A 21,305-nucleotide genomic window follows, 5' to 3' on the forward strand; every position below is an offset into this window, starting at 1 on the left:
TTATGAAGAAACGAGTCATTGTGGGAAGCCGGGACAGCAAGCTGGCTGTTATCCAGGCCAGGCTGGTGATGGAGCAGATCCAGCGCTTTCATCCGGAACTGGAGCTGGAGCTGGTGACCATGAAAACCACCGGTGATAAAATTCTCGATAAAACGCTGGATAAGATCGGCGGCAAAGGTCTGTTCGTAAAAGAGCTGGATCGGGCGCTGCGGGCCGGACAGATCGATCTGTCGGTACATAGCTTGAAGGATATGCCCATGGAGGTCCCGGACGATCTTCCGCTGCTGGCCTTTCCCACAAGGGAAATCGCCACCGATGTCCTGGTGCTGCCCAAAGGCGCTGAAGGACTTTCTAAAGGCAAGCCCCTGGGCAGCTCCAGTCCCCGCAGAAACGTGCAGCTGAGCCGGCTTTACCCGGATATGGAACAAAAGAGCGTCCGCGGAAATGTGCAGACAAGATTGGAAAAGCTGGACAGCGGCCAATACAGCGGCTTGATTTTGGCCTATGCAGGGCTGAAACGGCTCAATTTGGAAGAGCGGATCAGCCGGGTTTTTACGGCGGATGAAATGATTCCGGCAGCCGGACAGGGAACCATGGTCGTTCAGGGCAGAGCCGGGGAGGATTACGCTTATCTGGACTGTGTGGACGATAGAAAAGCCAGGGCGGAAGCTGAGGCGGAGCGGGCCTTTGTCGCCTATCTGGAAGGCGGGTGCAGCGCCCCCATCGGAGCTTATGCGGAAATGGCAGAGCAGGAGATTTTGATTCGCGGACTGTATTGCGCTCCCACCAAAAATGAGCCTTATATGGGGCGGATCAGCGGACCCAAAGAGCAGGGCCGCGCCCTTGCAGTCCGTTTAGCAAAACAGTTGAAAGAGGAGGCGGGAGCATGATGGATGAGCAAAAAATGGGAAAGGTCTGGCTGGTGGGAGCAGGGCCTTCCGATGAGGGTCTTTTTACATTGAAAGGAAAAGCAGTTTTGGAAGCGGCCGATGTGGTCGTGTACGACAAGCTGGTGGGGCAGGGTATCATGGCCATGATCCCCACAGGCATCCGCAGGATTGGCGTGGGAAAAGAAGCCGGTTATCATCCCGTGCCTCAGGAGCAAATCAATGAGATTTTGCTCAGAGAAGCTCTGGCCGGCCATCGTGTCGTGCGTTTGAAAGGGGGAGATCCTTTTGTGTTTGGCCGCGGCGGGGAAGAACTGGAGCTTCTCTGTCAGCATCAGATTCCCTTTGAGGTGGTCCCCGGCGTTACCTCAGCAGTCTCGGTCCCCGCTTACAATGGTATCCCAGTAACCCATCGAGATTTTTGTTCGTCGCTTCATATTATTACCGGCCATACCAAGAAGAACGATGAAGCGGATATCGATTATGAAGCCCTGGTACGCCTGAAAGGGACCCTGGTGTTTCTCATGGGTGTATCGGCGATGCCCAAGATCTGCCAGGGGCTTCTTGAGGGCGGTATGAGTCCTGATATGCCGGCCGCCGTACTGGAACGGGGGACAACTGCCCATCAGAGGAGGGTGGTATCGACGGTTTCCGATCTTCCCCAGGCTGCTAGTCTGGCAGAGATTAAAACGCCTGCCATCATTGTGGTTGGCCGGGTGTGCGCTTTGGAGAAAGCGTTTCACTGGGCGGAGGACCGGCCGCTGGGAACAAGGAAGATCGCAGTGACCAGACCCAAGGACAGGAACTCTTCTTTGGCGGAAAAGCTCAGGCTGCTGGGAGCGGAGGTAGTGCTGATGCCAACCATTGAAACAGAGCCCATTGCCAATAACCAGCGGCTGGATCAGGCGCTGGACCAGATCGGCGCCTACAGCTGGATCGCCTTTACCAGTGCTGCCGGCGTAAAGGCTTTTTATGATGCCATGAGCCGGCGGAGAATGGATATCCGCAGGCTGGGACCGATCAAAGTGGCGGCCATCGGAACCGGTACCCGCAGGGCTGTAGAAGAGCGGGGCATTTTCGTGGATTTGATGCCGGAAGTCTATAGCGGGGCAGCCCTTGGACGTGCTCTGGCAAAAACGCTGGCTCCGGAGGATAAACTCCTGCTCCCGCGGGCTGCGATGGGTACGGACGATGTGGCAGCTCCTCTCAGGGAAGCGGGCCTGTCTTTTGACGATATTCCCGTTTATGATACCAAAGAGGGAACCTGTGATGGTCCGGGTTATGATGAAACGGTGGATTATGCGGCCTTTACCAGCGCATCTACAGTGCGGGGATTTGTCAAGTTGAACCCCCATATTGATTATTCAAAAGTAAAGGCTATTTGCATCGGCAGGCAAACGGCGGAGGAGGCTGAGCGGTACGGCATGGAGGTGACCATATCGGCCCAGGCGACCATCGACAGTATGATTGAAACCATGCTGGGGCTGGAACCATGATGATGCTCATCCATTTGATGCCCATTGCCATAGGATTTTTTCTGGATCTTTTGATCGGCGATCCCTATTGGCTGCCCCATCCTGTACGGCTCATAGGAAAAGCCATTGAGCGGGGTGAAAGGATTCTGAGAAAGGCTTGCCCGGATACAGAGCGGGGCCTTTTGGCCGCTGGAACGATTTTGGGAATTGTAATTCCATTGCTGGCCCTTTTAATCCCGGCAGGGATTTTGTTTGCGGCTTACCGCTGGAAGCTGTGGGCGGGCATTGGCATAGAGACGATTATGTGCTATCAGATCCTGGCCATAAAATCCCTGAAGAAAGAGAGCATGAAAGTCTTCTGGGAACTGAAAAGAGGCAGCCTTTCAGGAGCGAGAGAAAAAATATCGATGATTGTCGGCCGGGATACGGACCATCTAAATGAAGAACAGATCGCCAAAGCCGCAGTTGAAACTGTGGCCGAGAACACTTCCGACGGAACGGTGGCGCCCATGCTGTTCATGGCCCTGGGCGGCGCTCCTTTGGGCTTTTTTTATAAAGCCATTAATACCCTGGATTCTATGGTTGGGTACAAAAACGATCGCTATTTGCTGCTGGGCAGGTTTTCAGCCAGGACAGATGATGCGGCTAATCTGATACCGGCCAGAGTTTCGGCGCTGCTGATGCTTGGAGCTGCCATGGTGCTGGGGATGGATTGGCAGAATGGATATCGGATCTTCCGGCGGGACCGTTTTAACCATGCCAGCCCCAACAGCGCCCAGACGGAAGCGGTGTGCGCAGGGGCACTGAACATTCAGCTGGCCGGCGATGCTTATTATTTTGGAAAACTTTATCCAAAAAAGACCATTGGCGATGAGGAAAAGCCTGTTTCCTATGAACATATCTGGGATGCCAACCGCCTGCTCTATGTGACAGCGTTTCTTTGCTTGGCGGTTTCTTTGGCAATTCGGGCGGCGGTTATAACGATGATTGGAGTATGGCAATGACAGAATTTCAACACGGCGGAGATCTTTATACAATCATGGAAAAGGGCGGCAGAACAGAGGGGGAGCTTCTGGATTTTTCGGCGAATATTAATCCTTTGGGCATGCCGGAAAGGGTCAGAGCCGCTGCTGCTTCCGCCCTGGCGTTTTGCGACCATTATCCCGATCCAAAGTGCCGGGCTCTGGCCCGGGCTCTGGCGGAGAAAGAGCGGATTCCTCAGGAATATTTGGTGTTCGGCAATGGGGCGGCGGATTTGATCTTCCGCATCGCAGCGGCGCTCCGGCCGCGAAAGGCTCTGGTAACGGCGCCCACCTTTTCTGAATATGAGAATGCCTTGAAAAGCGTCCAATGCCAGGTCCTTCATTATGCTTTGGAAAAAGAAAAGGACTTTCAGTTGGACGAAGCATTTCTCGCCTGTTTGGATGAACCTTTGGATATGGTGTTTCTCTGTAATCCAAACAATCCCACCGGGCAGCTGATTCCACCGGATCTGCTGGAACGGATCGCAGAAAAATGTGAGGAAAAAGAAATTTTTCTGGTGGTGGATGAATGCTTTATCGATTTTGTGAAAGAACCCCAGGTCTGCACGGTCAAGGACTTGCTTTTCCAATGCCGGTATCTGTTTGTGTTGCGGGCCTTTACCAAAAACTATGGGATGGCCGGGCTGCGTCTGGGCTACGGAATGTGCGCCAGGCCGGATGTGCTCCGGCTTATGCGGGAGGCAGGTCCGCCCTGGAACGTTTCCCTTGTGGCCCAGAAAGCAGGTATCCAGGCTCTGCGGGAGGACGATTATCTTCAGAAAGCGCGTGATTTGATCTTTGTCCAACGGGAAAAACTTCGCCAGCAATTAATCGGCCTGGGGTACTGGGTCTTAGAGGCTGCTGCCAATTATTTGCTTTTTCAGCTGAGACAGCTGGAGGATCCGGCTTACATCGATGAATTTACTTCGGATCTTTTGGAGGATGGCATTCTCATTCGGGATTGTTCCAATTATGAGGGCATCGGCAGAGGCTATTTTCGCATTGCAGTGAGAACAGAAGAAGAAAACCAGCGGCTTGTGGAAGCGCTGATCAGGAGGGAGAGACGATGGCAAAAGCAATTATGATACAGGGCACCATGTCCAATGCGGGCAAGAGTCTGGTGGCCGCCGGCCTGTGCAGGATTTTCAAGCAGGACGGTCTGCGGGCGGCACCGTTCAAGGCGCAGAACATGGCGCTCAATTCCTTTATTACTAGGGAGGGGCTGGAAATGGGGCGGGCCCAGGTGACCCAGGCTGAGGCGGCGGGAATCGAGCCCTCTGTGTTGATGAATCCTATTCTCCTCAAGCCGACCAATGACACCAGCTCTCAGGTGATCGTCTGCGGTGAGGTCATGGAAAACATGAGCGCCCAGGAATATTATAAGCATAAAAAAGAGCTGGTATCCAAGGTCAAGGAATCCTACGATCAGCTGGCCGCAATGTACGACATCATTGTTTTGGAAGGGGCGGGAAGCCCGGCGGAGATCAATCTTAAAGAAAACGATATTGTCAATATGTTCATGGCCAAGCTGGCCAAGGCGCCGGTGCTGCTGGTGGGGGACATCGACCGGGGCGGCGTATTTGCTTCCATTGTGGGCACAATGCAGCTCTTTGAGCCGGAGGAACGGGAGATGGTGAAGGGAATCTTAATCAATAAATTCCGCGGGGACCTTTCCATTTTAAAGCCCGGCCTGGATCAGCTGACGGCGATGATTCAAAAGCCGGTCGCAGGGGTGATCCCTTACATGCATTTGGACATTGATGATGAAGACAGCCTCAGTGAGCGTTTTTATAAAAAAGATACTGCCGGACTGGTGGATTTGGCGGTGATCCGGCTTCCCAGAATTTCCAACTTCACTGACTTCAATGCCCTGGAATCCATCCCATCGGCATCGGTCCGCTATGTGGATACGGCCGCATCTTTTGGAGAACCAGATTTGATTTTGCTGCCGGGAACTAAGAACACGATGGCCGATCTGCTGTGGATGCGTCAAAATGGTCTGGAAGCTTTGGTTTTAAAACATGCGGCCAAGGGAAAGCCGGTTTTCGGTATCTGCGGAGGCTATCAAATGCTGGGAAGGACTCTCAAGGATCCTTATGGTGTTGAGCATGGCGGGGAAATGGCAGGTCTGGGCCTGCTTCCCAGTACGACGGTCTTTGGCAGGGATAAGGTGAGGACCCGCGTGTCAGGCACCTTTGAAACGGTGCAGGGGATATTTGCGCAGCTTTCCGGAGTCTCTTTTGAAGGTTATGAGATTCATATGGGAACTTCTCTTTTGGAGGAAGGAGCGGTTTTGTCCAGCATTGCAGAAACAGGAGAATCCCCCAAAGCCGACGGGCTGAATCAGGGCAATATCTATGGTTCCTATGTTCACGGGATCTTTGATTCGGAGAAGGTGGCTAAAACCATCGTTTCGGCTCTTTTGAGGGCAAAAGGGCTCGATGACGGCCAAGTGGCGGGCATCGATATGGCCGCTTATAAAGAACAGCAGTATGATCTGCTGGCAGACGGCATTCGCCAAAGTATTGACATGGATCTGCTGTATCAAATCGTAGAGGAGGGTGTGAATTATGGAAAATAAGGGGAGTTTGCAGGAAGTTCGGCCTGATGAAATTGAAAAACGAAGCTTTGAAATCATTTCCCGGGAAATCGGTTCTGTGGAGCTGGATCCTCTGGAAGCGCCGATTATAAAAAGAGCCATTCATACCAGCGCTGATTTTGACTATCTGGAAAATCTGGTCTTTTCGCCGGGAGCGGCTGGCCTTGCCATGGAAGCGGTTTTAGGCGGCGCGACGATAGTAACGGATACCAATATGGCTTTTTCCGGCATCAACAAGCGGGCGGTGGAAAGACTTGGCTGCAAGGTGGTGTGCTTTATGGCGGATGAGGATGTGCGATCCGCAGCAAAATTGAATGGAACAACAAGGGCTGCAGCCAGTATGAAAAAAGCGGCATCCATTGAGGGACCGCTGATCTTTGCTATCGGCAATGCGCCCACTGCACTGGCAGCCCTTTATGATATGATCGCTGTCGGGATGCTGCACCCGGCTCTGATCATCGGCGTGCCGGTGGGGTTTGTCAATGTGGTGGAATCCAAAGAATTGATTATGAAAACCGATGTTCCTTATATTGTGGCCAAGGGAAGAAAAGGCGGAAGCAATATTGCCGCCGCCATCTGCAACGCGATTTTGTACCAATGCGGCGGGCGGGATGAGTAGCCGCTGCGGAACTTTATGGGAGCTTTTGGATTCCCGACAGCGCAGCTAAAAACTCGATGCCCAGGAAAAGGATCATCCAGATCGATGTAAAGGCATAACGGTAATACTTCTTTGGCGCCATATGCTCCGTCACATAACGTTTCAGTTTAATGCGGTTTCTCCATAAAACAAGGAGCCCGCCAGCGAAAAACACAGAAATGATCCCCCAGTTCAATACTGTCTGAACATTGGCAGAAAACCCTGAAATGAGATGGGGCCATATATCACCCATTACACAATTATTAATGATATGCAGCAGGATGGCCCAGTAAATCGAGTATTCAATGGTTATGTAGGCCAGCACGATCCCTACGCAAAATGCAAACATGCCTTGAATAAAGTTACCGTGCATAACACCAAACAAAACAGAAGAAACAATAATCGCGAACTCTTTGCCATGGCTCTTCAGGCTTTGCAGGACAAAGCCTCTGTACACGATTTCTTCTGCTGCCGGCCCCAGCAGCGAAGCATACAGGAACATAGAAATTGTTGTGCTTCCGCTGGTGGCAGATTCTACGTCCCCCATAATCGTATACCCAAACGCATTGAGTCCGTTTTCAAATCCAATAGATGCTACGCTGAAAAGAAACTGAAACCCTAAAAGCACGCAGGCAGCCTGTAAAAACACAGAAACACGCATCTTTTCCACACTGGCTAATATGCAGGTTTTCATGTTATCCCGTCGGAAATAGAGTATTAAAAATAAAATTCCGATGGCGATCCCAATAATACTGGGGCCGCCGTACAATCCGATGCTTAGTTCCAATTGGTGCAAAGCTTTGGACAACTGTGCTTCGTCCGGATGTTCCAGTATAAGCCGGACGCTTTGAATCAGTGTATCCCCCAGTATAACTGCCAGCAAAAGGATATTGTAAAAAAGTACTGCCCTTGCAATGCGATTTACCTGTCTTTTAAATTCTTTCATCTTTCTTCACCATCCTCCTTTTTATACGTTAACTATAAAACAGGCCTGCACAGTAGGGTGTTTTTTGTTGTGAAAGACTCTGAATTTGTTGCGAATCGACTCAGAACAAAATGATTTTAAGAGAATATACGGATAAACCATCCTGGGTTTCGATCCTGCGCTCCATACTGCCCATATATTTTTCGATCGCAGATTGTATGTTGAGCAGGCCAAAACCATGGTTGACTTCATCGGGCTTTCGTGTGGCCCCCGCAGCTTCTATGCGGCATCCGGCCTCTACGGGATTTTCAAATGTGAGCAGATGCATATTGCCTTGGTGGAGGATCGTCACTTTGATCCATTTATCGTTCAATTGGGATGTCTGGAGGGACTCAATTGCATTATCCACAGCATTACATAAGATGGTGCAGATATCCACCGGATTCCAGCCGCCTTGCCGGAACCGTCCTTCAACCAGCAAGGCGATCCCATTTCCGGCAGCCTGCTGATTTTTCTCATTTAAAATCGCATCTGCAATGTCATTGCCAGTATGAATCTCTGACTCTGTCTGACGTACCAGATTGCCCAGCTCCGCCAGATAATCCTTCATATTTTCATATTGTTCCTTCTCTGCCAAATCGTTTAACACTGCAAGGTGGCTTTTCATATCATGCCGGATTCTCCTTACCTCCTGCTGCGTCTGGCGATATGCCTGAAAATGTGCCAGCTCAGCCTTCAGATAACGTGCATTTAGTTCGGACACATGATAGTAGTAGTCTTTTTTGTTTCCCTGGACGACCATTGCAATAATGACTACTTCCATAAGCACTGCGCTTAAGCTCCCTATGTTAAGAAAAAACCGTATCTCTAATCCGGCGTCAAGAATGTCTTCTGCGCAAATGAGCAAAACAGACATGACAAACAGAAAAGTCCCGGTCACATTCAAAAGGATTCTTTCCCAGCGTTTGAGGCTGCGAAATTGGATTTCCCTTTTAAATTTTATCCGCCACTGTTTTCCTTTCCACCAGAAGATCAGGAGGGCAAGCCAGAAAATAGCGTCGACAGCGATTGCGGCTGGAAATGAAATGTCCAATTCCTTTTGTGTGACCATGTAAGAAATGCTGGATACGAGAGAGGCCAGGGCAAAAACCATTCCTGCCACAGGGACCACCACAAACATGCCGCGTATCCGTTTGGTCCGCCGAGCGAGAAACACATAGAGGCAAAGATATAAAAAAGGGATCAGGATATAGGTATCCTCAGGAACGGCACTGATGCACAGGGAAACCAGCAGGGTTGCAAGGAAACATCCAATAAAACCAATCCGGTATTTTTTGCTTTTGAGCTCCGGCTCCAGATAAATATAGTGCAGGATCAGCCAAAGCCAGAGCATTGTCTCAATTCCCGCATAAAAATTATAGATCACTTCTGTCCACATTCCCTATCTTTGCTCCCTTAGATAATGCATCATGTTTTCTTTAAATTCCCTAGACCGGCTGCTGCTAACCGGTATCCTGGTTCCTCCCCGAAGCAGAATCTGTTTTCCGTCATAAGACCGGACATGGAGAAGGTTCACGATATAGCTTCTGTGTACTTGGGAAAACAGCACTTGGGGAAGCTGCTGCAGCTGTTCCTTGAGTTTTCCCCGTATGAGATAACTTCTGTCTTTTAAAACAACCTGCAGGTATACGTTTTCGCTTTTGATATAATAAATATCCTGATAAGGCAGATATATCTCACCTCCGTCAGAGATAATCTTTATTTTTTTCTGATAAATCTTGGTTTTCTCCACCGCCTTCAGTGCCTCTTCCAGCTTCTCCCGCTGCAGTGGCTTGGATAAGAAACGGAATGCCTCTACTTCATAGCCGCTCATGGCGTATTCCGTATGGCTTGTTAACAGGATAACCGGAATATGGGCATGGCTTTTTTTTAATTGCCTGGCTGCTTCAAGCCCATCCATCTCATCCATTTCGATATCCAGGAATACACATAGATATCCTGCCGGATCATCATCGACAGCATTCAGCAGTTCCTGTCCGGACGCGAAAGTAAGCGCGCTGACATCCAGGCGCTTGTAATAATTTTCAATTTCTTTGTACATTTGCTGCCGTGTGCGATATTCATCATCGCAAATCCCTATTTTCATCCTGACACCATCCCAAGCTAACTTGATTCCCCGGCCTTTGACAAGAAGGGGCGTATTATATCTCACCTGAATTATATCATTAATGATTTGTTTACAAAAGCAAAATAAGCTGCCGGATACATTAAACGACCCGGACGCAGTCATAAAGTTAACAACACGCAGTCATAAAGTACTTGCGTCAAGCAGCCAAATCCGCTATACTATAAGAGTCGATTTTCTAATGCGACATGCAATTTCAAATTTTTTGGAGAGTTGTCAGAGTGGTCGATCGTGCAGCACTCGAAATGCTGTGTCCTTAACCGGACCCAGGGTTCGAATCCCTGACTCTCCGCCAATAAAAATATCCTCGTTTTGCGAGGATATTTTTTATTGGTGGAGAAATATCAAACAGAAGGGATTCGAACCCGAAAGGGTGCGAGCGTAAAGTGAGGCAGCCCGGCGGGCTGCCGAATAGGGAGCGGTCCAAAAAGTCTGCAAGAACTATCTGAAGCTAAGCAGGGAATGCAATTCTCTCGCCTATGATACAATTTATGAAATACACATTATTGTCATACTGTTGCAGAATAACCCATTACTGTTCATCGAGCGCATATTACATTTTTATAACAAAAATCAAAGCAAAGTCTGATTATCCCTTGAAAACACCGTGTTTATTGGCATTTCAGACGGGTTGAAAAGCCTCATTTTACTACAAATTTACTACTCACGAATGAGCCTTGACACGCCGAAAATCCGAGAAATGCAAAGTTATGGATACGGTACGGAAAATCGGAGGGCACACCGTCCTCCGCATGACAACTGAATATTGACCGGGTTAAGCCGGTTCAGTGCCATAGGTATTCATCCTGCTCCTATGGCACTTTTATTTGATTGCGCGGGTACAACAAACACGCAGACTATCTGGGGCTTCAAAAATGTATCAAAAAGGGTTGAAAATCCCTTCTTTTTTCCTCTGTAACGGTCCTTTGGAACAAGGGGCTTAGGATTTCCCACGCACGAAAAGAAAAGAGAACGGAGAGGTCGTTTAGAGCGAAAATCGACACTTTGAAATTGATCGCATATGAGTACGGTGAACCTATACGGGAAAATCCAATATAGGTAAACCCAATATAGGGTAAGCCTATATTGGAAAACCCCGCACAATTAAATACTAAAGAATAAAGTAACTAATAATCAAATAAAGAATTATCAAGTACGGATACATCAAATCCTATCCTATCCATCCGGGCACAAAGGCAAGGATGGGAAGGGATTGCATTAGAGGGTATGTAACGAACCGTTATGTGCCGTAGTGCGTAGCTTGATTACCGATAGCTGAGGGAGCCTTGAAATGGGGCTCCCTCAAATTGTTGCAATGATCTTCTTGGAATTGCTCCCATACTGTTCCGACATGGCAAGGGGAGAACGAAACGTGACACCCTTTATCTATGCAGCCGCATCAAAACTGTATCAATTAGGGTTGAAAATGGGCTGTAAAATCCTCTGTGTCGGCGTTGGAGGTGGAGACCCTTATGATTTCCTATGTGGAGAACGCCGGTCCGTTACGGACGAATAAAAGCTAATTTTTCAACACTTTCCATAACGCAAAGAGGGAGTACCGCTTCTCGGTAAAATATCCGTGAGCTGTACTCCTGTTTTTTGCGTTTATACCGGGGCACACCTGTACCCCATTTCCATTCGTAAGGGTTTGGGATTATCCCAACAAGCATTTTTCATTTTCGGGCAAGGGACCTGAAAATCCGAAAAATCGCAATCGGGTACTCGGTTGCTGTGCTTGCTATCGAAACCTACCTTCAATTTCTCCCTCTACTAATACTACAATTTGAAGCGTAGATTTTGGCTTTTTGGAGAAAATATATCAGATGAATTGACAAAGAAAACGCCAGAGAAAAGTCCCTGACGTTCATTGGCTATTACTTGTGTGCTATTTTCCGATAATCTATCGGCAAAATTCCTGTGCTTTTACGGAACAGCTCTGCAAAGCGGCTGGATGTGGAATAGCCGATCATTTCCGCAATTTGCCCCATCGTAAAATCTGTATCTATTAGTAAGTGCTCGGCCTGACTCATGCGGCGCTGTTGAACATACTCTGTGATTGTACAACCTTGTAATTGCTTAAAAGAGGTTTTTAGTTTGGTTGTTCCCATGCAAGCGATCTTAGCAAGCCGTTCTAATGGAACATCAAAGGCGTAGTGATCGTTTAGGTAGGCGATCACATTTTCCAGATGTGCTATGTCTTGATTGGTTAGTTGTTTCTCCTTGCGAGAAAGAAGGTTTTTCTGCTTTTCAACTACAAGGGAAACTGCCTCGGCAACTTTGGCTTCGTAAAATAAAGCCGCAGCAATGCCATCCCCATGATAGAGTTTTACTTCATGGAGCAACTTTGCCATAGATGGAAAATCTGTTGTCTGATCCACCTGTTTGAACGCCGCAAGAGGGCTGATATAGTCAACCGGATATTGCTTTTTCAGATAACCTTCATAATATGCAGGCATTACCTCAATGCCGATAGAACGAATAGGAATCTTCTTGTGAATCAACGCTTTATAAGGCTTATCCCCTCCGATAAAGGTTTTGATACAGCCAGCAGAAAGACGCCGGTATGGATTCAGCTCTTCCCCGGAGATGGATTCATATTGGGTAATACTTAAACATTCTGGTAAATTAAATTCCATAAAAAAGTCATCGTGGAAATAGAAATCGTGGATCTTTATGTCATAAAGGTCTTTTTGAGCATAGACCCAGTAGAAGCCCTCTCCAAACTCAGAAGAAAGCCTCCAACATTGTCCAGCAGAATTAAAGCTGTTGTTTTCATCTGCTGGAATAAAATGATTATCCGTTAAAAGCGGCTCATAATAGTCCGCAATAATTCCATTCTCCAAATAACAGCCTCCTTTGAAACGATTAGACAAACCTTTGCAACGAAAGGACGAACATCCCCTCGAATTATTGCATAGCGTTCGGTCTGTGAGTATTATAGGAACATGGTTAGCGACAACTAATCACACTATAACAGATTCGGGGCGAAAGGTCAATCGCTCTTGAAGCAAGGAGGAAAATTTTATGAACAATCAAGTAACTGTGAAAAAAGGATTGTCCGTTAAGGACTTGGTAACGACAGGAATCTTTACGGCGCTGCTGTTTGTTTTTACGATGGTGGGTGGCGTCTTTTTCGCAACAAACCCGGTACTTACTTTCTACATGCCAGCAGGCAGCGCCCTGCTCTGTGGGCCGATTTACTTATTGATGATTGCTAAAGTGCAAAAGCGCTGGAGCCTGACGATTATGGGGGTCTTGATTGGTATTGTTTGGTGCGTGACAGGGATGCATTGGGCTTTTGCTCTTGGATATATGATTATGGGTATCGTCGCTGATTTTGTCGCTGGCGCAGGACAATATAAAAGTAAAAAAATCAATATCATTTCCTATATTTTGTTCTCTCTCGGTGGAACTGGCTCGTATCTCGTATTCTTTGCAGACCCAGATGGTTGGGCGCAGACCATGTTGGGAAATGGAACGGAACAAGGTTACATTGATACTATGCAAGCAACAGCAAATACCGGGATTCTGATTGCAATGTTTATAGCTGTACTTGTGACGGCGGCAATCAGTGCCTTGTTGGGAAACCGGATGTTGAAAAAACAGTTTGAAAAAGCAGGTATTACAGCATGATGGGTGAAAACCGTAAGAAAGGGTTCTGGCTTGATCCACGAGCCAAACTCTTTCTTATTCTGATGTGTGTACTGGCATCTATGTTTGCCCCATCTCTTATATACCAGTTTGTACTTGTGCTGCTAATTGCACTACTGGGAGTAGTGTTTAGAAAGTGGAAGTATGCTGCAAAAGCAGTATGTTTCTATGCAGTTATTTGTGTTTTGACGATGTGGATCATGGCAGAAATGACCGGCACATTACGGACAATGTTCGTGGCGTTTCTTGGTCTGTTCCATAAGGTTTACGCCTGTGGTATGCTTGCTGGAATTGTGTTGTCCACAACGAAAGTTAGCGAATTTTTATCTGCTATGAACCAGCTTCACGCACCGAAAAAGCTAGTTATCCCATTGGCGGTCATGTTGCGATACATTCCAACCATTCAAGAGGACTGGCGCTTTATCAAAGACGCTATGCGTATGCGAGATATTTCTCCAACGCCAGCCGGGGTTCTTAAAAATCCGGTAATGACAATCGAGTGTGTTTATGTGCCGCTGATGATGGCGGCTTCAAAAGCAGCAGACGAACTTTCCATCGCTGCTATTACTCGCGGCATAGAGAATCCAAATCCTCGCACCTGTCTTGTCCAGATAAAATGCAGAGTTGGGGATTGGGTTGGAATGGGCGTTGCTGTTTCTTTCTTCATACTTGAATTATGTGTGCGGGGAGGTGTCATCGGTTGATTGAATTTGACAATGTATCCTTTTCTTATGATGGGCAGGAGCATGATGGTCTGCATGACATCAATCTAAAAATTACAGATGGAGAATGTGTTCTGTTTTGCGGGCGCAGCGGATGTGGCAAAACAACGATTACACGCTTGGTCAACGGATTGATCCCGCAGTTTTATCAGGGGGAAATTCATGGCCGCGTGCTGGTAGATGGTCAGGAAATCAGTAATCTTCCTATGTACCAGATTGCCGCAAAGGTTGGTTCAGTCTTTCAAAATCCACGGACACAATTTTTCAATGTAGACACAGATAGCGAGATTGCCTTCGGTATTGAGAATGAGGCCCTCCCTCCCTGGAAATTGGCCGAGAGAGTAGAACAGACAACAGAGAACCTGCATATCCAGAAGTTGCGGAACAGGAACATTTTTGAATTATCAGGCGGTGAAAAGCAGAAAATCGCTTTTGCTTCTGTCTACGCTATGAATCCGAAAATTTATCTACTGGACGAGCCGTCTTCTAACCTGGATATGACTTCCATTCAGGAATTAAAGGAACACCTGCGACTGATAAAAAGCCAGGGAAAAACGATTTTAATTGCGGAGCACAGGCTGTACTACCTAATGGAACTTGCCGACCGCATTGTTTATCTGGAAGAAGGGCAAATCAAAAAAATTTATACGCCGGAGGAATTTTGCAAGCTACCAGAATCCGAGCGTGAACACATGGGTTTGCGGGCAGTAGATTTAACAGAGGTACTTCCTCCGCAGAAGTGCCTGCCTGTTTCAGCTCCCATACTTGAACTTCAAGATGTAACACTCCGCTACAAAAAGAGAACGATTTTACATCATATTGCCCTCTCTGCCGCGAAGGGAGAAGTTATCGGAGTAGTTGGTCATAACGGGGCAGGCAAAACGACCTTTTCCCGCGCCTTGTGCGGGCTGCATAAGGACTGTGATGGACAATTCCTGTGGGATGGCAGGCCGCTGGATCGAAAAGCGAGGCTGAAGCAGTCTTATATGGTCATGCAGGATGTGAACTACGAATTGTTTGCTGATAGTGTTAAGGCAGAATGCTCCTTTGGTATTCGCAATCCCAATCAGAATTTAGTTGCGGAAACACTGGTGGAATTGGGGCTTGCTGCTTACCGGGAACGACACCCGAACACCCTGTCAGGCGGTCAAAAACAGCGGGTGGCTGTGGCGGTCAGTATGATCTGCGGAAAAAATCTTCTGGTATTTGATGAACCGACCAGCGGCCTGGATTTTGACAGTATGGCACAGGTGGCAGGGCTGATCCGGCGATTGTCTGACATGGGAAAGGTTATTCTCATCGTTACCCATGATTTTGAGTTTGTCTGCCGAACCTGCTCCCGCGTCCTGCATTTTGACGAGGGCGAAATGCCCGATGATGTACCTGTTGTAATGGATGCCCTCCCGAAATTGAGAGAGCTGTTCTCTGTTTCAGATGGAAAGGAGGGGTAATCTATGAAACAGAAAAAAGAAAACAGAGTAGTTTTGCTACTCCACTGGGCCGGTGAGCAAAAAATCTGGCTGTTCCTGGCGATTTTTCTATCGGCGGTCAGCGGCCTTTGCATTATCGTTCCTTACATTGGAATTTACCGGTTGATGGACGCCACATTCAATCATACCTGCACGCAGGAATTGGTTGTGCAGACCGTAGCAATGATTGCAGTGGCGGTAACCTTGCGGTTTGCCCTGTTTGGCTGTTCTGGTGTAGCAGCCCACAAAGGGGCCTATGGCGCTCTTTTCAAAGTGCGCTGCATGGTTGCAGAACACATGGCCAGAGCGCCTTTGGGGGCCTTGAATGAACGGCGCATCGGAGATATAAAAACGGTTCTGAATGAAGATATTGAAAAGCTGGAGCTGTTCCTGGCTCATAACCTTCCTGACCTTGTGTGCTATCTGGTTGGGCCGGTGGTCATCTTTATTTATCTGATGACCGTCAATATTCCTCTGGCATTGATTTCCCTGGTTCCGCTGATCCTTGCTGTTGTTGTAATGGGAATGATGTTCCGCAACACGGATGACCTGATGGAACGAGCCAATCGCTCCATTACCACACTGAACTCGGTTATGATTGAGTACATCAGTGGTATGAAATTGAGTAAAGCCTATAATATGGGAAGCAAATCGTTTCAAAAGTTTTCAGACGCTATCCAGGAAGAAAACGCCATGTGGAATGAAACTTCTCGGCGTATGGGGCCACCTTATGCGGCTTTCGTAGTTATCATCGAATGTGGGATGTTGCTGATGGTTCCAATCGGCGGAATGTTTTTCCTGAAAGGCTCGCTGGCGGCCAGCGCATTTTTGCTGTTCGTCTATGTAGGTTCCATGTATCTGACGGAAATCCGCCCCCTGCAGGAACTGGGGACTAATTTTGCCAATGTGCTGAACGCTGTTACTAAGGCCAAAGAAATCCTGGATATTCCTATTTATGAGGGTGGAACGGACTTTCCCCAAAATCACGATATTGAACTTCGGAATGTTCGGTTTTCCTATGATGGCAAGACCGATGTGCTGCAAGGCGTCAATCTTAAAATTAAAGATGGTGAACGCATGGCCCTTGTGGGACAGTCTGGTGCCGGTAAAAGCACCGTGATTGAACTGATCTCCCGGTTCTATGATGTGCAGGAGGGCGAGGTGCTGATCGGTGGGAAAAATGTAAAAGAACTGGACTACGATACCATTTTGAAAAATGTTGCTATTGTGTTTCAAAAGACCTTCCTGACCCGTGACAGCGTTTTAGAAAATATCCGCATGGGCAGCAACGCCACTCTGGAAGAAGTGCGGGCCGCCGCAAAAGAGGCGCAGATTGATGATTTCATCATGTCTTTGCCGGATGGATATGACACGAAGGTAGGCAGCTTCGGCTCCCGCTTCTCCGGCGGTGAAAAACAGCGGATTGCCATTGCCCGCGCTATCCTGAAGAACGCCCCCATTTTGATCTTAGACGAGGCCACAAGCGCCTCTGACCCGGAAAATCAGATGGAGATTGACAAAGCCATTCAAAATCTCTGCAAGGGAAAGACGGTCATTGTGGTAGCCCATCGTTTGAGCGCGTTGAAGATGTGTGAGCGTGTAGCAGTGGTTGAAAATCACACAATTACCTGTGTCGGAACCCATGAGGAAGTCCGAAAGAACAATGCTTACTATCGGAAGGCGTGGGAGGACTACGAAACAGCCCGGAATATTACTTATCAGTTGGAGGGAGGCGAGCAGCATGAGTGAGCATGATGTATTGAAAAAGAACCGTAATTTTTATATTGGCGTTGGCGGGACTGTTCTGGAAGGGCTTCTCTCCGGCAGCTTGTTCATGCTTCTTTACTCTGTCATGCAATTTCTGTGGTCAGGGCAGTTTGACATGAACCGGGCATTGATATTGACTGGTATAATTGCGGCCATTTTCCTGCTTCGTATTTTGATTTACAGTTATGGTTATACCAAAGCGCAGATTGGCGGCGCAGAGGTCAGCAAAAACATCAGGCTTTTTATGGGCGACCATTTGAAGCGTATCCCGCTGTCCCGGTTTACTCTGGGGCAGACCGGCGATTATATCAATACCATCACAAGCGATGTAAACAACTACGAAAAAATCCTGACCCATAAGATCGGTGATCTGGCAAAGAGTTTTGCGCTTTCGCTCATGCTGATTATTTTTGTGATGACCATTTATGTACCTGCCGGAATTATTCTGCTGATTGCCGACCTACTTTTGATCCCCGGACTGTGGCTTTCCTTCCGTATGGTTCGGAAGTATGGTAAAGAAAAGAATGATATTTGTGCGGAGAATGTCAGCAGCATTGTGGAGTATATGTCTGGTATTCAAACTTTCCGGGCCTATGGTGTAGGTGGATTGAAGAATAAAACCGTTATCAACGCCATGCGGGAGTTCTGTCGGATCAGCTTTGTGTACGAAGCGAAAGTCCTTCCTATCGGCGCTGGATTTGGCATTTTAAGCTGGCTGTCCTGCCCGCTTGTTATCTGGACAGCTTATGCGCCCTGGGCGGCCGGAACACTGGATACAGTATCTTATCTTCTGATCTGTATGCTGCCGTTGTTCTGTGCAAAGCTGGCAAACTCTATTTTTGTAGACCTGACAAGCTATAAGAGCCTGATGATTTCCAAAAACAAAATCCTGGGTGTGATGAACGAACCAGAGGAAACTGGCAGTATGGAGCTGCTTCAAACGGCCACCCATGAAATCACCTTCGACAGTGTGGACTTCTCGTATGTACCCGGAGAGCCGGTGCTGAAACACGCCACCTTTACGGTGCCAGACCAGAAGCTCACTGCCATTGTCGGGGACTCCGGTTCCGGCAAATCCACCATTCTGAACCTGATTGCAAAATACTATGAGGCGAATGGAGGAACCATTTCAATCGGCGGCAAACCGATTAACCATGTGGCCGCAGAGCGTGTACTGGAACAAATCTCTATGGTAGACCAGGATGTATTTCTCTTTGATGATACCATCCGGGACAATATCCGGCACGCCCGCCCCAATGCCACGGACGAGGAAATCGAGGCTGCTTGCCGGGAGGCTAATTGTGACGGCTTCATTCGCAAGATGGAAAAGGGATATGATACGCCGACCGGCGAGAACGGAAACCTTCTCTCTGGCGGTGAGCGTCAGCGAATTTCCATCGCCCGCGCTATCCTGAAAAACAGCCCGATCCTGCTTTTGGATGAAGCAACAGCGTCCCTTGACATCGAGAACGAGCTGGCAGTAAAGCAGGCCATCGCTAATCTGCTGAAAGAGAAAAAGACTGTGGTAATGATTGCTCATACCCTTTCCATCGTCAAAAATGCAGATCAAATCCTTGTGGTATCTAACGGGAAGATTGCTGAAGCCGGTACTCACGATGAATTGCTGGCTAAAGGCGGAAAGTATGCAGCTATGTGGAACGCTGAGCAGAAATTATCTGCATAAAGGAGGTTCAGATGAAGATTCATGCGTCCGGGGAGGATTATCTGGAGGCTGTGCTGATTCTCCAAAAGAAGCAGGGCATGGTTCGCTCCGTTGATCTTGCCCGGCACATGGGATTCAGCAAGCCCAGTATCAGCCATGCGGTGGGGGTTCTGCGAGAGGGAGGCTTTCTCACGATGGATGGGGATGGATTTCTCCATCTGACCGACATAGGCCGGGAAGTGGCAGAGAAAATCTATGAACGCCACTTGTTTTTTACGGAGCAGCTTGTGGCCGCCGGCGTTGATCTGGAAACAGCGGAACAAGAGGCTTGCCGGATGGAACACGCCATTAGTGATATTTCCTTTCAGAAATTGAAGGAAAAAATACAGAAAACCGATTAGCGCACATCGGCTCTGTACTACATAATGAATGATCTGCCCCCGGACGGGGAAAGAAAAAAACCGTTGGTTTGGGGCAGATGATTTTGTGCGCCCATTTTAGAAATACCATCCTAACCGGCGGTTTTGAAGAACATTTCAAGGCCGCCGTTCCTTTTGCCCTTAAAGGGGATGACGCGCTGACGCTGACAGATACGGCGGCTTACAGGAGGGAGCCGCCATGACACAACCTAACTGCCGACAAATTCTGACGGGATTTTTACTACCGTCAAAAAAAGCCTGACCGCAGAATGGGGGAAGTCTGGCAGCGGTTGCGAAAATCGTCGCTTTTTAACTGAATATCGTGCTTTTTGCGCTCGAATAGCTTCATGCTGTCCGGGCGCTTTTCTGTTGCCCCGGTGCCGCTCCCCGCCCCTTCGTTTCGATCCGGTCCTATCAACCCAAACGAAAGGAGCACATACCATGAGCGGTAAAGAAATTTTCTTGAAACTTTTCCAGGAGAACCAGCCAAAAGAGGCATCCAGCAGACGAGTAGTGGGCGAAAGGGGAAGAAATGACCTGCCTCCCGGCAAGAAGGGAGGTGAGACAATGACACCTGACCGCCACTATGAATACAAGCAGCATACCTTTGACAGCTTCTGCAAGAAAGTGTTGAAGTGCGAGGCCTACAACGGCTATCGGGAGATCAGCCGCAGGAAATCGCGCGAAGTCGCTTTCGGCGAGCTGCCGGAGGGAACGATGGAGCAGCTTGCATCCTATGACCGGTATCCCTGGGAATACACATCTTTCCCCATCGGGGGAGATGTGATCCTGATCGAAAACGACCGGCTGGCCGAGGCGCTGAACGCGCTGCCCCAGGATGGACGGGACATCCTCCTGATGTACTTCTTCCTGGATATGGCAGACCGCGAGATCGCCGAGCGTATGCACATGGCACGCCGGACGGTCAACGCCCGCAGGCAGAAAGCCTATCGGCTGCTGAAGGAGCTGATGGGAGGTGATGTGGATGCTTAAATCTGCAAGCACACGGGCGGCCCTGCTTCCTTACCCTGTTATCGCCGCCGCTGTCCGGGGAGAGCCGGATGCGGTAAATGCGATAGTCCTCCACTATTCCGGTTACATAGCCGCGCTTTCCACGAGGACAAGCTATGACGTTCACGGCTGCCCTCATTCCTATGTGGATGAAGAACTGCGCCGCAGGCTGGAAACGAAGCTGATTATCGCCATCCTGGATTTTGACCTGAACTGATCCGGGAATGGGGCATTGTGCGTTCCCCTTTCCGCACAACGCCCCGCACCTTGACAAAGAAAGCCCGGCGGGAGGCCGCCGCGCAGCATAAGGCAGACGGATACATTCTGTCCTGTATCGAGCCATACGGCCGGTGCGCCATGAACCTCCCTCCTGGGAGCGAGCGATCCACACCAGGCCGCAAAGCGGGCGTGGCAGCCTGCGGACGTATAGGGCAGGTCAAAGATACTCGCGCGTTGAACGCCCACAAAGCATTGCGCGCCGCACCCATCAGCATGGGCCGGGGTGAGATTCCCGTGGAGCTGCGCCAGCAGCCGTCCGTATTTGCCTCTTTAATAATCAACACCGTCCTCTTGAAAGGGGGACGTTACATTATAACAGGAGGTGTTGTATTTTATGAACACGAACGACATTCCTATCTGGGAAAAATACACGCTTACCATCGAGGAGGCGTCTAAATACTTTCGTATCGGGGAAAAGAAACTTCGCAAGTTAGCTGAAGATAACCCTGACGCGGGCTGGCTGATTATGAATGGCAACAGGCTTCAGATCAAACGCAAGCAGTTTGAGAAAGTGATCGATTCTATGGAGGTCATTTGAGAATAACGGCTGACAATGAGCCGAAAGCGCGGTATAATTTATGTATAGCGTATCAA

Annotated in this window: 20 protein-coding genes and 1 tRNA gene; 17 read left to right on the plus strand and 4 right to left on the minus strand. The window is 48.7% G+C overall.

Annotated features, from left to right (window positions below; all coding sequences use genetic code 11):
* The first annotated feature begins 2 nt into the window (after nt 1-2).
* Genes hemC through LG211_RS04130 form a run of 6 tightly spaced genes read left to right on the plus strand, consistent with a single transcriptional unit; the run spans nt 3 to nt 6,602 of the window.
* Nucleotides 3-890, plus strand: coding sequence for a hydroxymethylbilane synthase (hemC, locus tag LG211_RS04105; protein WP_265333442.1), 888 nt, complete (start codon nt 3-5; stop codon nt 888-890).
* Nucleotides 887-2,383 (plus strand): uroporphyrinogen-III C-methyltransferase, encoded by a 1,497-nt coding sequence (cobA, locus tag LG211_RS04110; RefSeq protein ID WP_465250774.1) that lies wholly within the window; start codon nt 887-889, stop codon nt 2,381-2,383. Before hemC ends, cobA begins: the two co-directional genes overlap by 4 nt.
* Nucleotides 2,380-3,366, plus strand: coding sequence for an adenosylcobinamide-phosphate synthase CbiB (gene cbiB / locus LG211_RS04115; protein WP_336246029.1), 987 nt, complete (start codon nt 2,380-2,382; stop codon nt 3,364-3,366). The genes cobA and cbiB overlap by 4 nt, the downstream gene beginning before the upstream one ends.
* Nucleotides 3,363-4,469 (plus strand): threonine-phosphate decarboxylase CobD, encoded by a 1,107-nt coding sequence (gene cobD, locus LG211_RS04120; protein WP_269477034.1) that lies wholly within the window; start codon nt 3,363-3,365, stop codon nt 4,467-4,469. The genes cbiB and cobD overlap by 4 nt, the downstream gene beginning before the upstream one ends.
* Nucleotides 4,451-5,965 carry a cobyric acid synthase gene (locus tag LG211_RS04125; protein WP_269477035.1) on the plus strand — a complete coding sequence of 505 codons (1,515 nt, stop codon included), beginning with the start codon at nt 4,451-4,453 and terminating at the stop codon, nt 5,963-5,965. The genes cobD and LG211_RS04125 overlap by 19 nt, the downstream gene beginning before the upstream one ends.
* On the plus strand, nt 5,955-6,602 hold the full coding sequence (locus LG211_RS04130) for a precorrin-8X methylmutase (RefSeq protein WP_148394625.1): 648 nt from the start codon (nt 5,955-5,957) through the stop codon (nt 6,600-6,602). Before LG211_RS04125 ends, LG211_RS04130 begins: the two co-directional genes overlap by 11 nt.
* Before the next feature lie 13 nt (nt 6,603-6,615).
* Here the strand turns inward: LG211_RS04130 and LG211_RS04135 are convergent, their stop codons facing one another.
* The 3 genes from LG211_RS04135 to LG211_RS04145 form a co-directional block, all read right to left on the minus strand.
* On the minus strand, nt 6,616-7,566 hold the full coding sequence (locus LG211_RS04135) for a CPBP family intramembrane glutamic endopeptidase (protein WP_269477036.1): 951 nt from the start codon (nt 7,564-7,566) through the stop codon (nt 6,616-6,618).
* A gap of 100 nt (nt 7,567-7,666) precedes the next feature.
* Nucleotides 7,667-8,983 carry a sensor histidine kinase gene (locus LG211_RS04140; RefSeq protein WP_227755009.1) on the minus strand — a complete coding sequence of 439 codons (1,317 nt, stop codon included), beginning with the start codon at nt 8,981-8,983 and terminating at the stop codon, nt 7,667-7,669.
* A 3-nt stretch (nt 8,984-8,986) separates the two neighbouring features.
* Entirely contained in the window at nt 8,987-9,691 is a 705-nt protein-coding gene (locus LG211_RS04145; protein ID WP_269477037.1) for a LytR/AlgR family response regulator transcription factor, read from the minus strand.
* Between the two features lie 246 nt (nt 9,692-9,937).
* Here LG211_RS04145 and LG211_RS04150 point away from each other — a divergent pair.
* Nucleotides 9,938-10,025: transfer RNA gene (locus tag LG211_RS04150), tRNA-Ser, on the plus strand.
* A gap of 996 nt (nt 10,026-11,021) precedes the next feature.
* Complete coding sequence (locus LG211_RS04155; RefSeq protein ID WP_227755011.1) at nt 11,022-11,246, plus strand: hypothetical protein; 225 nt, start codon at nt 11,022-11,024, stop codon at nt 11,244-11,246.
* A 358-nt stretch (nt 11,247-11,604) separates the two neighbouring features.
* Here the strand turns inward: LG211_RS04155 and LG211_RS04160 are convergent, their stop codons facing one another.
* Nucleotides 11,605-12,573, minus strand: coding sequence for a helix-turn-helix transcriptional regulator (locus LG211_RS04160; RefSeq protein WP_227755012.1), 969 nt, complete (start codon nt 12,571-12,573; stop codon nt 11,605-11,607).
* Between the two features lie 181 nt (nt 12,574-12,754).
* Here LG211_RS04160 and LG211_RS04165 point away from each other — a divergent pair, with 181 nt between their 5' ends.
* The 9 genes from LG211_RS04165 to LG211_RS04205 all read left to right on the plus strand — a co-directional run bounded on the left by LG211_RS04165 (nt 12,755) and on the right by LG211_RS04205 (nt 21,249).
* Entirely contained in the window at nt 12,755-13,363 is a 609-nt protein-coding gene (locus LG211_RS04165) for an MptD family putative ECF transporter S component (protein ID WP_269477038.1), read from the plus strand.
* Nucleotides 13,360-14,085: an energy-coupling factor transporter transmembrane component T gene (locus LG211_RS04170; protein ID WP_227755014.1), complete on the plus strand. Its 726-nt coding sequence runs from the start codon at nt 13,360-13,362 to the stop codon at nt 14,083-14,085. Before LG211_RS04165 ends, LG211_RS04170 begins: the two co-directional genes overlap by 4 nt.
* Nucleotides 14,082-15,554 carry an ABC transporter ATP-binding protein gene (locus LG211_RS04175; RefSeq protein ID WP_227755015.1) on the plus strand — a complete coding sequence of 491 codons (1,473 nt, stop codon included), beginning with the start codon at nt 14,082-14,084 and terminating at the stop codon, nt 15,552-15,554. Before LG211_RS04170 ends, LG211_RS04175 begins: the two co-directional genes overlap by 4 nt.
* Nucleotides 15,555-15,557: 3 nt before the next feature.
* A complete protein-coding gene (locus tag LG211_RS04180; protein ID WP_269477039.1) occupies nt 15,558-17,321 on the plus strand; it encodes an ABC transporter ATP-binding protein in 1,764 nt (587 codons plus the stop codon).
* Nucleotides 17,314-19,023, plus strand: coding sequence for an ABC transporter ATP-binding protein (locus LG211_RS04185; protein ID WP_227755017.1), 1,710 nt, complete (start codon nt 17,314-17,316; stop codon nt 19,021-19,023). Before LG211_RS04180 ends, LG211_RS04185 begins: the two co-directional genes overlap by 8 nt.
* A gap of 11 nt (nt 19,024-19,034) precedes the next feature.
* Nucleotides 19,035-19,403: a metal-dependent transcriptional regulator gene (locus LG211_RS04190; protein WP_227755018.1), complete on the plus strand. Its 369-nt coding sequence runs from the start codon at nt 19,035-19,037 to the stop codon at nt 19,401-19,403.
* Between the two features lie 459 nt (nt 19,404-19,862).
* The gene (locus LG211_RS04195) at nt 19,863-20,414 is read left to right on the plus strand and encodes an RNA polymerase sigma factor (protein ID WP_269477040.1); all 552 of its coding nucleotides are present in this window, start codon (nt 19,863-19,865) and stop codon (nt 20,412-20,414) included.
* Complete coding sequence (locus LG211_RS04200; protein ID WP_269477041.1) at nt 20,407-20,649, plus strand: helix-turn-helix domain-containing protein; 243 nt, start codon at nt 20,407-20,409, stop codon at nt 20,647-20,649. The genes LG211_RS04195 and LG211_RS04200 overlap by 8 nt, the downstream gene beginning before the upstream one ends.
* A 396-nt stretch (nt 20,650-21,045) precedes the next feature.
* Entirely contained in the window at nt 21,046-21,249 is a 204-nt protein-coding gene (locus tag LG211_RS04205) for an excisionase (RefSeq protein ID WP_227755022.1), read from the plus strand.
* Nucleotides 21,250-21,305 lie beyond the last annotated feature (56 nt).

This window comes from Hominibacterium faecale, assembly GCF_020734085.1.
Classification (GTDB): domain Bacteria; phylum Bacillota; class Clostridia; order Peptostreptococcales; family Anaerovoracaceae; genus Hominibacterium; species Hominibacterium faecale.

Coding starts and splice junctions, on each gene's coding strand:
- LG211_RS04195 (WP_269477040.1), top strand. CDS start 19,863: ATGAGCGGTAAAGAAATTTTCTTGAAACTTTTCCAGGAGAACCAGCCA.
- hemC (WP_265333442.1), top strand. CDS start 3: ATGAAGAAACGAGTCATTGTGGGAAGCCGGGACAGCAAGCTGGCTGTT.
- LG211_RS04125 (WP_269477035.1), top strand. CDS start 4,451: ATGGCAAAAGCAATTATGATACAGGGCACCATGTCCAATGCGGGCAAG.
- cobD (WP_269477034.1), top strand. CDS start 3,363: ATGACAGAATTTCAACACGGCGGAGATCTTTATACAATCATGGAAAAG.
- cobA (WP_465250774.1), top strand. CDS start 887: ATGATGGATGAGCAAAAAATGGGAAAGGTCTGGCTGGTGGGAGCAGGG.
- LG211_RS04155 (WP_227755011.1), top strand. CDS start 11,022: ATGGGGCTCCCTCAAATTGTTGCAATGATCTTCTTGGAATTGCTCCCA.
- LG211_RS04145 (WP_269477037.1), bottom strand. CDS start 9,691: ATGAAAATAGGGATTTGCGATGATGAATATCGCACACGGCAGCAAATG.
- LG211_RS04185 (WP_227755017.1), top strand. CDS start 17,314: ATGAGTGAGCATGATGTATTGAAAAAGAACCGTAATTTTTATATTGGC.
- LG211_RS04130 (WP_148394625.1), top strand. CDS start 5,955: ATGGAAAATAAGGGGAGTTTGCAGGAAGTTCGGCCTGATGAAATTGAA.
- LG211_RS04205 (WP_227755022.1), top strand. CDS start 21,046: ATGAACACGAACGACATTCCTATCTGGGAAAAATACACGCTTACCATC.
- LG211_RS04190 (WP_227755018.1), top strand. CDS start 19,035: ATGAAGATTCATGCGTCCGGGGAGGATTATCTGGAGGCTGTGCTGATT.
- LG211_RS04165 (WP_269477038.1), top strand. CDS start 12,755: ATGAACAATCAAGTAACTGTGAAAAAAGGATTGTCCGTTAAGGACTTG.
- LG211_RS04200 (WP_269477041.1), top strand. CDS start 20,407: ATGCTTAAATCTGCAAGCACACGGGCGGCCCTGCTTCCTTACCCTGTT.
- LG211_RS04180 (WP_269477039.1), top strand. CDS start 15,558: ATGAAACAGAAAAAAGAAAACAGAGTAGTTTTGCTACTCCACTGGGCC.
- LG211_RS04170 (WP_227755014.1), top strand. CDS start 13,360: ATGATGGGTGAAAACCGTAAGAAAGGGTTCTGGCTTGATCCACGAGCC.
- cbiB (WP_336246029.1), top strand. CDS start 2,380: ATGATGATGCTCATCCATTTGATGCCCATTGCCATAGGATTTTTTCTG.
- LG211_RS04135 (WP_269477036.1), bottom strand. CDS start 7,566: ATGAAAGAATTTAAAAGACAGGTAAATCGCATTGCAAGGGCAGTACTT.
- LG211_RS04140 (WP_227755009.1), bottom strand. CDS start 8,983: ATGTGGACAGAAGTGATCTATAATTTTTATGCGGGAATTGAGACAATG.